The 13,735-nt window shown below is 71.4% G+C and carries 9 protein-coding genes and 1 pseudogene; all 10 read left to right on the top strand.

Annotated features, from left to right (window positions below; all coding sequences use genetic code 11):
- Window positions 1–217 precede the first annotated feature (217 nt).
- The 10 genes and pseudogenes from ACFXAZ_RS13775 to ACFXAZ_RS13730 all read left to right on the top strand — a co-directional run bounded on the left by ACFXAZ_RS13775 (window position 218) and on the right by ACFXAZ_RS13730 (window position 13,713).
- Entirely contained in the window at window positions 218–1,135 is a 918-nt protein-coding gene (locus ACFXAZ_RS13775; protein ID WP_384589215.1) for a hypothetical protein, read from the top strand.
- 171 nt (window positions 1,136–1,306) lie between these two features.
- Window positions 1,307–2,842 carry a peptidoglycan-binding protein gene (locus tag ACFXAZ_RS13770; protein WP_384589212.1) on the top strand — a complete coding sequence of 512 codons (1,536 nt, stop codon included), beginning with the start codon at window positions 1,307–1,309 and terminating at the stop codon, window positions 2,840–2,842.
- Window positions 2,839–3,678 (top strand): ABC transporter ATP-binding protein, encoded by an 840-nt coding sequence (locus ACFXAZ_RS13765; RefSeq protein ID WP_384589209.1) that lies wholly within the window; start codon window positions 2,839–2,841, stop codon window positions 3,676–3,678. Before ACFXAZ_RS13770 ends, ACFXAZ_RS13765 begins: the two co-directional genes overlap by 4 nt.
- Before the next feature lie 134 nt (window positions 3,679–3,812).
- Window positions 3,813–5,036 carry an ABC transporter permease gene (locus tag ACFXAZ_RS13760; RefSeq protein WP_384589408.1) on the top strand — a complete coding sequence of 408 codons (1,224 nt, stop codon included), beginning with the start codon at window positions 3,813–3,815 and terminating at the stop codon, window positions 5,034–5,036.
- A 381-nt stretch (window positions 5,037–5,417) separates the two neighbouring features.
- Window positions 5,418–7,100: a SulP family inorganic anion transporter gene (locus ACFXAZ_RS13755; protein ID WP_384589206.1), complete on the top strand. Its 1,683-nt coding sequence runs from the start codon at window positions 5,418–5,420 to the stop codon at window positions 7,098–7,100.
- Between the two features lie 121 nt (window positions 7,101–7,221).
- On the top strand, window positions 7,222–7,524 hold the full coding sequence (locus tag ACFXAZ_RS13750; RefSeq protein WP_384589203.1) for a hypothetical protein: 303 nt from the start codon (window positions 7,222–7,224) through the stop codon (window positions 7,522–7,524).
- 77 nt (window positions 7,525–7,601) lie between these two features.
- A pseudogene (locus tag ACFXAZ_RS13745) lies at window positions 7,602–7,773 on the top strand (transposase); the annotation flags it as partial.
- A 198-nt stretch (window positions 7,774–7,971) separates the two neighbouring features.
- Window positions 7,972–8,400, top strand: a complete 429-nt coding sequence (locus ACFXAZ_RS13740; RefSeq protein ID WP_384589200.1) for a hypothetical protein — start codon at window positions 7,972–7,974, stop codon at window positions 8,398–8,400.
- Window positions 8,401–8,540: 140 nt separating this feature from the next.
- A complete protein-coding gene (locus ACFXAZ_RS13735; RefSeq protein WP_384589197.1) occupies window positions 8,541–8,918 on the top strand; it encodes a hypothetical protein in 378 nt (125 codons plus the stop codon).
- A 16-nt stretch (window positions 8,919–8,934) separates the two neighbouring features.
- The gene (locus ACFXAZ_RS13730; protein ID WP_384589195.1) at window positions 8,935–13,713 is read left to right on the top strand and encodes a caspase family protein; all 4,779 of its coding nucleotides are present in this window, start codon (window positions 8,935–8,937) and stop codon (window positions 13,711–13,713) included.
- Window positions 13,714–13,735 lie beyond the last annotated feature (22 nt).

Here is a 13,735-nt window from a genome sequence, read left to right as displayed (position 1 = left end):
CTAACATCACAACCCCTGGGGTCTCCTACTTTTAATTTCTTCGCGCCTCTGTGTGGGGGGGGGGGGGGGCGCCCCCCCCCCCCCCCCCGGCACTGACATCGGTCCCGGCGCCGGACCGCCACTCAGAAGACCGGACCGCCACCCAGAAGAATCGGGAGTAGGCACCACTGTGTCTCATACAACACGCCGCCTTCGGCTTTCCGCTCTCTTGGTCTGTGTGCCGCTCCTTCTGGTCGGCTGCTCGGACGGCGACAGCTCATCGGCGGACGCGCAGGGGAATTCCAAGGAACCGCCTCCCGTCACCGGGACCCCGAACATCACCGACGCCAATGACAGATCGATGCCGCTGGACACCTATCTGCTGAACCCGGAGCAGCGGGAGACCCTCGACAACGCCTACGCGGCGCTCGTGTCCGACTGCATGGCGCGATTCGGATTCGACTACTCGGTGCCGCAGGCCGAGGAACAGGACTCCGGTGACGCCCCGACCACGCGCACCGACGGCCGCTTCGGACTCCAGAGCGCCGAGCAGGCGGAGCAGTGGGGCTACCACCCGGTGGGAGGCGTCACCGAGGAGGATGACAGCCCCTGGGTGGACGAGGGCCAGAAGCTGACCGCCGAGATGCAGACCGCCGAGCGCGGATCGGACGATCCGAAGGAGAAGTTCGGGCCCGGCGGACAGGTCATCAACGGCGAGACCGTACCGGACCAGGGCTGTGTCGGAGAGGCACGTAAGAAGCTCACCGGCTCGGTCGACGGCAGCGTGGGCGACCCGCAGACATCCACCGATCTCAAGCTCGACACCCTGGTGAAGGCCCAGCAGGACTCGCGTACCCGGGCGGTGTTCGCCAAGTGGTCGACGTGCATGAAGGGGAAGGGCTTCGACTACGCCGACCCGCTGAAGGCCGGCGACGACGAGCAGTGGGCAGGGACCCCGCAGCCCACCCGGCAGGAGATCCAGGTCGCCACGGCCGACCAGGAGTGCCGTGCGGAGCACAACGTGGTGGGTGTCTGGTTCGCGGTCGACTACGCCTACCAGGAGCAGGCCGTGGAGCAGAACGCCGAGGCGCTGAACGAGGCCAAGGCGGACATCGACGCCATGCTCAAGGCGTCCGCGGACGAGCTGGCGGGGTGACCGATGGACGACCGCCCGACGCGACCGGGCCCGCGGGGGTTGGCTGAGCCACGGGGGCTGACTGAGGGGCAGGGGCCGTTCGCCTCGCAGGGGCCGCCGGAGCCGTACCCGTCGCTCCAGTCGCCGGAATCGCCGAGCCCACCGGACACGGAGCCCGGTTCGCGGGTACGGATGACCCGTCGGCGCTGGGTGGCCGCAGTCGCCGTGGGGTCGACCCTGCTGGCGGCGGCCGGGGTCGGCGCCGCGCAGGTCATCAAGTCACCCGCCCAGGCCGCGGCCGACACGAAACCACCGCCCGCGGATGTGCTGACCGCACCGGTCGAGCGGCGCGTGCTGAAGGAGACCGTGGTGCTGCGCGGCACCGTGGCGGCCGGACAGTCCGTGACCGTGACGCCCATGGTGGGAGGTGAGGAGGGCGCCGTCGAACCGGTGGTGACGAAGCTGCCGGTCACCGTGGGGGGCACGGTCCAGGCCGGGCAGCTCCTGCTGGAGGTGTCCGGCCGCCCGGTGTTCGTGCTGAAGGGCGAGCTTCCCGTGTACCGGGACCTCAGACCGGGTGCCAAAGGCGATGACGTGGCCCAGGTGCAGAAGGCGCTGCGGGACCTCGGACACCACACCGGCGACGACGCGTCGGGCGTCTTCGGGGCGGGGACGAAGGAAGCGCTCCGGTCCTTCTACTCGGCGCTCGGCTACGACCCCAGACCCGCGGTCGACGACGGCGAGGCCATCGAAGCGGGGGAACAGGGTGTCCGCTCCGCCGAACGCGCCCTGGAACAGGCACAGTCGGCCGCCGACGCCGCGGCGGCCCGCTCCGCGGCGGAGACCGGCGGGGGGACGACGGCCGACACGACCACCGGAACGCCGGCCGACACGGCCACCGGAACGCCGGACGGTACGACGGCCGGCCCGACCGCGGACGGCGAGGCGGACGCCGAATCGGCGGAGTCGGCGGAGTCGGCGGAGTCGATTGCGGAAGCGGAGGCCCAACGCGCCCTGGAATGGGCTCAGGAGGACCTGGAAACGGCCCGCCGGACCCTGGCCGAGGCGCGCGCGGCCGACGGCCCGATGCTGCCGGCCGGCGAAGTCGTCTTCCTGCCCGGATTCCCGGCCCGGGTGGACTCGGTGTCCGCCACGGTCGGTTCGCCGGTCACCGCCGGCGTGATGACCCTGTCGGCGGGGGAACTCCTCGTCCAGGGCTCTCTTCAGGAGCGTCAGAAGGGTCTGGTCCGCTCCGGTCAGCGGGTCGAGATTCTCGATGAACGCTCCGGCACCACCGTACCGGGGAAGGTCAGGTCCGTGGCGGAGACCCTGGGCGCGGGGAAGCAGCAGGACGGCACGTCCGCGGAGGGCGAGGACGCCGAGCCCGCCCCGTCCGTGCCCGAGGGCTACGCGATCGTGGTGGAGCCCGACGAACCCCTCGACAGCGCACTGGCGGGGCTTGAGATGCGGCTCACCGTCGAGGCCGGTTCCACGGACGGCGAGGCACTGGTGGTGCCGGTCACCGCGGTGTCCGTGGGACCGGACGGCAAGAGCGCGGTCACCGTCGTCGCGGCGGCCGGCACACAGCGCCGGGTGCAGGTCAGGGCCGGTACCCAGGGCGACGGATACGTGGAGGTGGTCCCCGTGGAAGGAGGCCGTCTGGAACCGGGTGACCTCGTGGTCACCGGCGTACGGCAGGCCGACTCGTCCGGCGGAGGCGGGGCATGAGGATACGTATCCCGACCGGCCGCCGTGGGACGGCGAAGCCCGGGACGGCGCCCCCGCCAGGACAGGAACCGCCGGGACAAGAACCGCCGGGACACAAACCGCCAGGACAGGAACCGCCGGTCGTGGAGTTCCGCGGGGTCGGGCTGACCTACCCCGGCCCGCCGCCCGTCACCGCACTGCGGCCCTGCGATCTGATCGTGCGGCGGGGAGAGTTCGTCACGGTGATCGGGCCCTCGGGGTCGGGCAAGTCCACGTTCCTCAACGTGGCGGGGCTGCTAGACGCGCCGACCGAGGGCTCGTACCTGCTGGACGGGATCGATGTGGCCGGTGCGGGTGAGGCGGCCCGCGCCGCCCTGCGGGGACGGCACATCGGCTTCGTCTTCCAGTCGTTCCATCTGATGCCGCACCGCAGCGCGCTGGAGAACGTGACGCTCGCCATGGTCTACAACCGCTCCCCGCGCGCCGAGCGCACGGCACGGGCGCGCGCCGCGCTGACCCGCGTGGGACTCGGCCACCGGATCGACGCGCTCTCCACTCGGCTGTCCGGCGGCGAGCGGCAGCGGGTGGCGATCGCCCGTGCCCTGGTGGCCAGGCCCTCGCTGCTGCTGTGCGACGAACCCACGGGCAACCTCGACACGGCCACGGCCGAGAGCGTCCTGGCGCTGCTGGACGAGTTGCACGCCGAGGGGATGACCGTACTCGTCATCACCCACGACCCCGCCGTCGCCGCCCATGGCGAACGCACGGTCGCCATCAGGGACGGGGTGCTTGAGGAACAGAGCGGCCGAAGCCCCCGGCGCCCCCCGGCGCCCACCCGGGAGGGAGCCGCCCGATGAACGGCCCGCACGGCGACGACCGTACGACCCCGGAGCGGCGGCCCACTGCCGAGGGGGAACGAAGCAGGCGTCGGCGTCGGTGGCTCGGGCTGCCGCGTCGGCGCCGCCGCCCCTCCCACCGGCCCCCGCCCACCATGCTCTCCTCGCTCATCGCGTTCTCGTCGCTCTCCGCGCGCGACCTGCTCGGCGAGTCAATGGCCGGGATGCTCCAGCGCCCGGCGCGCTCCGCGCTCACCGCGCTGGGCACCGTACTGGGCGTGGGTGCCTTCGTCGCCGTGCTCGGTCTGACGGCCACCGCTTCCTCGCAGATCGACTCCCGTTTCGACCTGCTCAGCGCAGGCGAGGTCACCATCGAGGACGTGGGCCATCAGCACACCGAGTTCGCCGGCTTCGCCTTTCCCGACGACGCCGACGACCGGATCGAGGCCCTGAACGGCGTCCAGCACGCGGGCGTCTACTGGCAGGTCCGGACCACCACGTCCGACACGGTCCGCGCGTCCCCGCTCACCGACCCGGCCGGCGAGCGGGCCCAGATCCTGGCCGCCTCGCCCGGCACGCTCCGGGCGGCCCTGCCGACCCTCGCACAGGGGCGGCTGTACGACGACTTCCAGCAGAACACCGCCGCCAGGGTGGCGCTCCTCGGCTCCGGCACAGCGGCCCGGCTCGGCATCACCACGCTGGACACGCGCCCGGCCGTCTTCATCGACGACGAGCCCTTCGCCGTGATCGGCGTCATCGACGACGTACAGCGCAAGGCCGACCTGCTGCTCAGCGTCGTCATCCCGAGCAGCACGGCGGAGGAGTTGTGGGGTGCCCCTACGGACGGCGGCGCCAAGATGCTGGTGGCCACCAGGACGGGGGCCGCGGCCCAGGTGGCGCACGAGGCACCGACGGCGCTGCGCCCGGACCACCCCGAGTACCTCAAGGCGACCCCGCCGCCCGACCCGAGGACCCTGCGCACGTCGGTCACCTCGGACCTGAGCCAGCTCTTCCTCCTGCTGGCCGCCATCTGCCTGGTGATCGGTGCCGTGGGCATCGCCAACACCACGCTGGTGGCCGTGCTGGAACGCACCGGCGAGATAGGTCTGCGCCGGGCACTGGGCGCGCGCAGCCGCCACATCACGATCCAGTTTCTCGCGGAGTCCGGCACACTCGGCGCCCTGGGCGGCCTGGTCGGCACCAGCATCGGCGTGATCACCGTGGTCACGGTGGCGGTGGTACGGGACTGGACCCCGGTGGTCCACCCGCTCACCATCGCCGCCGCCCCCGTCGCAGGCCTGGCAACGGGCCTCCTGGCAGGCCTCTACCCCGCATGGCGCGCGTCCCGCATCCAGCCGGCGGAAGCCCTGCGCCGATGACCCGGCGCAGGCCCCCCGAATCTCCCTGATTCCACCCGAGTCCCCCTGAATCCCTCCGGATCCCTTCGGATCCCTCCGGGCGACGAATGAACCAACCCCGGGTCACCGACATGGGATTGGTCCGTGGAGTGGGCGGGCGAGAACCAGACCCCCGCTCTCTCCCTCTCGCGCCCCAGCGGATGCTCCCGCCCCCGCCGCCCGGGGATCCTCCATCGGCGCCCGTTCGGGGTTGCGTCCCGGCACGGCTTTGCGCGTGTACATCCGTTCCACCGTGCGGGCCGTCGCCCCGGGGAGCGGGGCGGTCTGGCCCGGATGGCCCGGCCCGGTGTCGTCCGCCGACCGGGCGGAGGATGCTGGGGGCCAGGCGGAGAGAGGCGGTCGATGTCGTCCCAGGGCACCGGCGAGGACGAGGACGAGGACGAGGGCGAGGGCGTACGCCGTGCGCCGTGGCGTCGGCTGATGCCCGGGGTGGCGGTGCTCGCGGGCTATCGGCGGAGCTGGATGCGGGGCGATCTGCTCGCCGGGGTCACCGTGGCCGCGTATCTCGTCCCGCAGGTCATGGCGTACGCGGGGGTGGCCGGGCTGGCGCCCGTCGCGGGGCTGTGGGCCATCCTGCCCGCGCTCGCGCTGTACACGCTGTTCGGCACCTCCCGGGCGCTGTCGGTGGGGCCCGAGTCCACCACCGCCCTGATGACGGCGACCGTGGTCGGGCCGCTCGCCGCCGGTGAACCCGGCCGGTACGCGGCACTGGCGGCGTCGCTCGCCGTGGTGGTCGGGCTGCTGTGCCTGGTCGCCCGGGTCGTGCGGCTGGGGTTCCTCGCCGATCTGTTCTCCCGGCCGGTGCTGATCGGCTACATGGCCGGGGTGGCGTTGATCATGATCGTGGACCAGTTGCCCCGGCTGGTGGGGGCGGGGTCATCGGGGACCGAGTTCTTCCCGCAGTTGTGGTCGTTCGTCCGGTCGCTGTCCCACGCGCACCTGCCCACCGTGGTCCTGTCGGCCGTGGTCCTTGTCCTGCTCTTCCTGGTGCGCGCCTACGTCCCGGTGGTGCCCGGACCGCTGCTCGCGGTGGTGCTCGGGACGGCCGCTGTCGTCGCCTTCGACCTGGACGGCCGGTACGGCATCGCTGTGATCGGGGAGGTTCCCTCGGGGCTGCCGGGCTTCGCCTGGCCGGGGCTGGGCGAACTCCCGCGGCTGCTGCTGCCCGCGCTGGGCGTGCTCCTCGTGGCATACACGGATTTCGTGCTCACCGCGCGGGCGTTCGCGGGGCAGGTCCCCGCCGGGCAGGGCAACGATCGTACGGAGTCGGGACACGACGGAGGGCGTGCCGGCCCTGCGCGGGTGCGACGCGAGCGGGAGGCCTTCGACGCCGATCAGGAGTTCCTGGCGCTGGGCGCGGTCAACCTCGGCGCGGGGGTGCTGCACGGCTTCCCGGTCAGCAGCAGCGCCAGCCGTACCGCGCTCGCGTCCTCGTCCGGGGCGCGGAGTCAGGCGTACTCGCTGGTGGCCGGGGCCGTCGTGCTGGCTGTGCTGCTCTTCCTGAGCCCGCTGCTCGCCCGCACGCCGTCGGCGGTGCTGGGCGCGCTGGTGGTCTACGCGGCTGTCCGCATGATCGACCTGGCGGGCTTCCGGCGGCTGTCGGCGTTCCGCCGCCGCGAGCTGCTGCTCGCCCTCGGATGTCTGGCCGGGGTGCTCGCCCTGGACATCCTGTACGGCGTCCTGGTGGCCGTCGGGCTGTCGGTGGCCGAGCTGCTGACCCGGGTGGCGCGTCCGCACGACGCGGTCGAGGGGCTGGTGCCCGGAGTCGCGGGAATGCACGATGTCGACGACTATCCGCAGGCGCGCACCGTCCCGGGGCTGCTTGTCTACCGCTACGATTCCCCGCTCTTCTTCGCCAACGCCCGTGACTTCCACCGCCGAGCCCTGGCCGCCGTCGACGGGGTGGACGCCGAGACCGGCCCCGTGCGCTGGTTCGTGCTGAACACCGAGGCGAATGTGGAGCTGTCGTTTCTCTTGGCAAGACGTCGGTGCATATTTGCCTCGCATAGGCGACCTTTCCTCTAAACATCGCCTGGCGCGGGCATTTCGCTCCTAGCTGCTTCGCAACGAAGCCGCGTAGGTGCTGCCGAGTGCGCGGACACCAGGAGGACGCGGACCGGCGGCCACTGAGTGGAAGGCGGAAGCCATGAGCCTGATCCAGACCGGCAAACTCCAACTGAACTCCACCAGCCCGACGGAGGTGAACGGCGGAGTCACCTCGACGTTCACCCAGGTCACCTTCCCGACGCCGTTCCCGAGCAACGCGGACGTGATCGTCGTCCCGTTCGTGCAGACGTTCAACGGCCCCGACACCCCTGGCCTGCGCATCGCCGACGTCACCCGCACGGGCTTCAAGATCCGCATCAACGAACTCGTCGGCAGCGGCAGGGCGCTCTCCGACGGCCCGCACACGACCGAGACGATCGGCTGGATCGCCAGCACGGTCTGAGCACCGCACATCCCGAGCCGGGCATCAGCCCGGCTCGGAGCGCACACGACGAGGTGGATCGGTCCTGGCTGCCGTGACTGGGTCGGGAGTTGAGCGTTCGGTCCGGTGTGGGGACCGTAGTCGTGGATCGTGTCGGATGGGTTGTGGAACCGCCTGGAGCCGCTGCTGCCGCAACGTGAGCGCAGGTTCCGGTGTCCCGGCCGCAGGCCGTTGCCGGACCGGGAAGTGCTGTGCGGGATCTTGTACGTTGCCGTTGCCTCCGAGACCGAAGTACACGAGCGCGTCACCGTGGAGCGCCGTCGAGCCGTTGCCCTCGCCACTCTTGGGATCGACGGAGGGCCGCGCGTGATCCACGGGATTCGGCTTCCTGCCTGATCAGCACGCGCCGTTCCTCGATCGAGCGAGTATCTTCGCGCCCACGGATCGGCTCGGCCCGGAGGGGGCTGCATGACGGCGTACGGTCGTACGGAGAGCGAGTGGGACCTGCTGGTCGACGCGGGGCGGGAGTTCCTGGTCGAGCGGGCGAAACTGGGCAGGCCCACCTCCTACACGGAACTCAATGTCACCCTGGCCCGGCGGACCGGCTGCCGGGTCTTCGACTTCGAGCGGGCCGACGAGCGGGCGGCCATGGGGCATCTGCTCGGACTGATCGTCGTACGGGATCGGGAGATCGACCCGTCCGATCCGCCGCTGATGCTCTCCGCGCTGGTGAACTACCTGGCCGCCAACGACGCCGGTCCCGGCTTCTACCAGTTGGCCAAGGAACTCGGGCTGCTTCCCCCGAGCGCCTCGAAGGACGAGAAACTCGCCTTCTGGATCAAGCAGGTGAACCTGCTCCAGGAACGCCATGGAAGGCGCCCGCCAGACCCGGCCTGAGTCGCGGCCCGTCGGGAAGGCGGAGCGCGACCACCCACCCTGCGCCCAGCGTGAGTTGAGTACCTGTCAGTAGCGCCTCGGCGACGCCCCCACCCCCACTATGATGTGACGATTTCCATGACCGGGGACGAGGGGGAGCAATGTTCGAGGCGGTCGAGGCGGTCGAGGTGGAAGGCGCCGAGGGGGGCGCTGTCGTGGACGGGCTGGATGTGCTGGTGGTCGTCGACGACCAGGACACGGGGTCGGGTTCCGGGGACATGGGGATCTTCGGGCGGCGCGGGGAGGACGCCCCGGCGTCGGTGCGGCGGATTCCCACCGCCGTGCTGCGGGAGAACTTGCAGCGGACGGTGGACGCCCTCCAGATGGTGCTCGCCGATATCCGGGTGTCGGAGGGCGGTATGCCCTTGCAGCAGGCGCAGGTCTCCTTCGAGATCACGGCGACCGGCGGCATCACCGTCGTGGGGACATCGGCGCAGGTGGGCGCCAAGGGGGCGATCACGCTGACCTTCGGGTCCTGATCCGCCGGAGAACGCGATGAAGAGTGCGTATCGCGCCCTGCTCATCGGGGTGCCGACCTACCGTGACCCCCACATCGACGATCTGCCCTTCGTCACGGACGATCTCGCCGAGCTGGCGGGGGCACTGTCCGGCGTCGGGTACGAGGTGCACACCCACGACGTCGAGGAGACCGACCGGGAGAGCGTCGACTACGCCGTCGAGACGTTCTTCCAGGGCGCCGCCCCGGGCGAAACCCTGCTGCTCTACCTCAGCGGGCACGGCATCCACCACGACGGCCAGGACTTCCTCGTCCCCAAGGGCGCCCGGACCACGTCGCACGACTTCCGCGGCAAATGCCTCTCGCTCGACTTCAGCACCTACGTCGAACGCAGCGAGGCCGGGGACGTCGTGGTGTTCGTGGACGCCTGCCGCGAGGGAATCGACCAGCGCGTGATGTCCGTCGGCAACACCGTCGGCTGGTCCGACATGCGGGTCATCCGGGCCGGTGAGCGCCACTACTGCCACGTATACGCCTGCTCGCCCGGCGAACGCGCCCGCTACACCCGGGCCGGGAACAGCACCTTCAGCATCTTCTCCCGCGCCCTGAGCACCGTCATCGCCGACGAGGCGGGCCCCGGCACCCTGCGCGAACTCAGGGAGCAGTTGCAGAGCGCGACCGACACCCTGACCACCGAACACAAGCTGTTCCGGCAGCAGATCAGAGTCCGCAGCGAGACGGAGACGGACGACTTCGTCGTCTTCGCCCGCCCCGACCGCACCGCGCCCGGGGCGGCCGGCGAGCACCCGTGGGTGAGCGCGGCCCGCGACCACCCGGCGTGGAAGCAGCTCGGGGACGCCCCCGGCGCCGAGGCCATGCGCGCCGCCACCGTCGCCCTCCTCGCCCAGATCGCCCCGCAGGCCGCCCGGGACGAGGCCCGGCTGACCGACGACCCCTGGCGACCGGTCGGCTTCGCCGAGCGGATGACCGGCGGCGTCGGCTGGCTCCTCTCCAAGGTCCTCAACCCGGAGAAGCTCGCCCTCTCCCCCGCCGAGGCCGCCCTCCTGGTCGCCGTCCCCTACCTCTACGTGTCCTGCGCCAACCGCGCCGCCGTACAGGCGCTGCCCCTCCAGCCCACCCACCTCGACCGCGTACCCTCCCCAACACCGTCCCGCGCCCACTACGAGCAGTTCCTCAACAACCGGCAGCGGCTGGTGCGCCGCGCCGCCCTCGCGGCCCGGTCCCCCGGCGGCGACGACCGCGCGGCCGGGATCGCCTGGTGGCTGTTCCGCCGCTGGCTGACCAGAAAACCCGGCGGATTCCAGGAGGCCGTCCTGGACAGTCTGCTCGGCCCCGTGCAGAGCCTGCTGGACGACGTCCCGGCCGACGCCGACCGCAAACTGGTCGCCGAACTCTTCGAACTGAACACCCTGTCGATGCTGCTGCGCTCCCTGCGCACCTCGTTCGACGCCACCACGATCCGCCCCCGCCGCCAGCTCGCGGGTGGCGCCGAGGCCGAGCAGCACATCCGCGAACAGCTCCTGGTCATCGTCCTCACCGTCGCCCACCACCTGGCGATCGACCCGGTCCTGCTCCCGGACGTCGTCGTCGAACACCTCGGCATCAGCTACTCCGTGGACCTGCCCCAGCTCCACCACACCCTGCGCAACGCCCGCTGGGACCAGCACGGCCGCACCCGCGTCCTCAACGCCACCTGCCACCACCCGGCCCTGGGCCTGGCCCTGCGGCAGCAGGCCGCCGCCCTGGACGCCCTGTTCGGCGCGGTCGACATCCAGGCGGGCAACGAGCCCCAGCTGGAGCCGTTGCAGGATCTACCGGCCCACGCCACCGCCCACCAGGTGCGCCCGGCCGTCGAGGCCGGCGGCAAGCCCGCCTACGAGTCGACGGACCTGCGCTTCCGCCTCGCCGACGACCGGATCCAGGAACTCCTCATGGGCGAGCAGCTCTACGGGGACCCCGCGCTCGCGATCCGCGAGCTGTACCAGAACGCCCTGGACGCCTGCCGCTACCGGGACGCCCGCACCCGCTTCCTACGGCTGCGCCACCCCGAACTCGCCCCCTGGTCCGGACGCATCACCTTCACCCAGGACGTGGACGCCGACGGCCGCCCCTACATCGAGTGCACGGACAACGGCATCGGCATGGGCGAGCGCGAACTCCGCGAGGTCTTCTCCCACGCCGGAATGCGCTTCGCCGACCTCCCCGAGTACCTCGACGAACAGGCCGAGTGGCGCCGCGAGGGCATCGAGCTGTACCCCAACAGCCGCTTCGGCATCGGCGTGCTCAGCTACTTCATGATCGCCGACGATGTCTCGGTGACCACGTGCCGCCTGGACCGCGACGGCCACCCCGGCCGCCGCCTCCAGGTCGACATCGCCGGTCCCGGCTCCCTGTTCCATATCCGCGACCTGGGCCGGGGGCACGACGCCAGCACGACCGTACGGCTGTATCTGCGACCGTCGGCCACCACCCAGCCGTCGTGCACGGATCTGCTGCGGCGGCTGCTGTGGATCTCCGAGTACGCGGTGGTGGCGCGGGACGCGGAGGATCGGTACGAGTGGGAGCCGGAGGTGTTGTCGGGGGTTGCGCCGCTGGGCAGCGAGGACCCGTATGAGCCGGGTGTGTTGCGCGAGGCCGGCATCGCGGTCGATGCCACCAGCCGACCGGACGTGTGGTGGACGAGCAGCGATGGCGGCGTCCTCGCGGACGGTGTGTGGATCGGGGTCCCGCTGTTCGGAGCGGTGGTCAACCTCACCGGGGCGCAGCTGCCCCAGCTGACCGTCGACCGCCGGCGAGCGCTGTTTCATGACACGGCCCATGTCACGCGTCGGCTCCGGGAGGAGATCCCGACGCTGCTGCGGGAGAACGGCGAGGTCTTCGGCCACGGCTGGCTGTCGAAACTGGTCGGCGAGCATCCGGCCCTCGCGGACGAGGTGGCCGCCGCCGCGGTGGCCCGCCGCTACCGCCCGTGGATGGTGGGCGGGCAGGAGGCGGACATCACCGCGGCGGGCTGCTTTCCGTACGACGAGGAGTTCATGCGTGGCCATCTCCGGACGCGCGGAAGCTCCTCCTCGCGGTGGCTCGTCCCGAGAGCCGTCCTCACCTGGCGGGTCACCGCCTGGGTGGCCGCGGGAGCATTTCCCGGGGTGACGCTCGCCCACCCCGAGGGCGTCCTGTGCGCCCGGCCCACGGACATCGGCCTGCTTCTCGCGTCGGCCGACGGCAACGGCTCGACGGCCGCCTTCAGGCCGGGGGGCAGATACACGGATGAGTGGCTCACCGCCACCTCGCCCGTACCCCTGGGGCATGTGCTGCGGTTCGCGCTGACCGTGGGACGCCGTCCACGGGAGGCGGCGGACCGGCTCGTGCGGCTGGGTTTCCGGCTCTCGGACAGCGCGGTGCTGCCCGAGACGGCCACAGAAGAGGACCTGCTTCTTCTCGGCGGCGCGTTCGAACCCAGAGAGCCGTGGCTGGACGAAAGGGAACCGGTTCCCCTGGGACATGTGCTGTCCGTCGCCCACCAGACCCAGCGCCGTCCCGCTGAGATCGTCGACCGGCTCGGGGAACTGGGGCTGCGGCTCACCGAGGGTGTGGTGGTGCCGGAGACGGCCGAGATCGAGGACATCAGCGTCCTCAGCGGCAGGTTTCCGGGGGAGTGGCTGAAGGCGAGAGAGCCGGTCCCACTGGGGCATGTGCTGTCCGTCGCCAAGCGGATCCGGCGCCGCCCGGCGGACATCGCGGCCAGGCTGCCAAGGCTGGGACTACGGCTCGCGCACGGAGCCGTGCTCCCGGAGGTCGTCGAGCCCCACGATCTGGTCATGCTGCGCCAGGGCCTGAGGTCCGACCGTCCCTGGTGGGACTTCGGAAGTCCGGTGCCCCTGGCCCACATTCTCGTTGCCGCCCACACCACCGGCCAGTCTCCGCGCAGTGTGGCCACCAGGCTGGAGCAGCTCGGAATGCGCCTGATCGAGGAGGCCGAGCCACCCGCCACCGTGGATCCTGCGGATCTCGCGCTGCTCACCCTGGACGAGCGCCGGACCAGGATCTGGCTGAACTTCATGGAGCCGGTTCCGCTGGGGCATGTGCTGTCCGTCGCCCAGCGGAACCGAAGCCACCCCGCGAAGGTGGTGGACAGGCTCGCGCGACTCGGACTGCGCCTCCCGGAGGGCGCGGTATGTCCCGAGACCGTCGAGCCCGCCGATCTCTTCCTGCTCAGCGTGGGCCGGCACCAGGGTCCACCCTGGCTGAACGCGGCCGTACCGGTCACGCTGGACAAGGTCCTGGCGGCGGCCGAGCGGACCGGGTGGCGCCCCGCGGCGGTGGCGGACCGGCTCGTGTTCCTCGGACTGCGCCTCGCCGAGGGAACGGTCCTGCCCGAGACGATCGAGCCGGATGACACGACCGTCCTCAGCACCGATCGCAGACGGAAGGCGTCCTGGCTGAACAAGGAGGTGCCCGTGCCGGTGATCCATGTGCTGGACACCGCGGCCCAGTTGCGCCGCCGCCCCGCCGACGTGGTGGCCAGGCTCATGACCCTCGGTCTGCGGGTGGCGGACGGAGCGCTCGCGCTCGACAGGGTCGAGTTCGAGGATCTCCAGCTGTTCCTCGACCAGGAGGAGACGTTCGTCGTGCAGGACGGACCGCACGACTGGCTGGACCGAATGGAACCCGTCCCCCTCCTCAACGTCTTCCAGGGCGCCCTCCGCACCGGCCGCACCCTCCCCGAGGTGGCCCGTCGCTTCCGCGAACTGGGAATGACCCTCTCCGACGACGTCGTCTACGAGGACAACACATAGCTTCTCCATGGTTTACCGCGAC

This window comes from Streptomyces sp. NPDC059477, assembly GCF_042749375.1.
GTDB lineage: Bacteria > Actinomycetota > Actinomycetes > Streptomycetales > Streptomycetaceae > Streptomyces.
The sequence above is the reverse complement of the archived record's forward strand: the minus strand, read 5'-3'. Positions and strand labels throughout refer to the sequence as shown.

Coding starts and splice junctions, on each gene's coding strand:
- ACFXAZ_RS13770 (WP_384589212.1), top strand. CDS start 1,307: ATGACCCGTCGGCGCTGGGTGGCCGCAGTCGCCGTGGGGTCGACCCTG.
- ACFXAZ_RS13765 (WP_384589209.1), top strand. CDS start 2,839: ATGAGGATACGTATCCCGACCGGCCGCCGTGGGACGGCGAAGCCCGGG.
- ACFXAZ_RS13760 (WP_384589408.1), top strand. CDS start 3,813: ATGCTCTCCTCGCTCATCGCGTTCTCGTCGCTCTCCGCGCGCGACCTG.
- ACFXAZ_RS13755 (WP_384589206.1), top strand. CDS start 5,418: ATGTCGTCCCAGGGCACCGGCGAGGACGAGGACGAGGACGAGGGCGAG.
- ACFXAZ_RS13750 (WP_384589203.1), top strand. CDS start 7,222: ATGAGCCTGATCCAGACCGGCAAACTCCAACTGAACTCCACCAGCCCG.
- ACFXAZ_RS13740 (WP_384589200.1), top strand. CDS start 7,972: ATGACGGCGTACGGTCGTACGGAGAGCGAGTGGGACCTGCTGGTCGAC.
- ACFXAZ_RS13735 (WP_384589197.1), top strand. CDS start 8,541: ATGTTCGAGGCGGTCGAGGCGGTCGAGGTGGAAGGCGCCGAGGGGGGC.
- ACFXAZ_RS13730 (WP_384589195.1), top strand. CDS start 8,935: ATGAAGAGTGCGTATCGCGCCCTGCTCATCGGGGTGCCGACCTACCGT.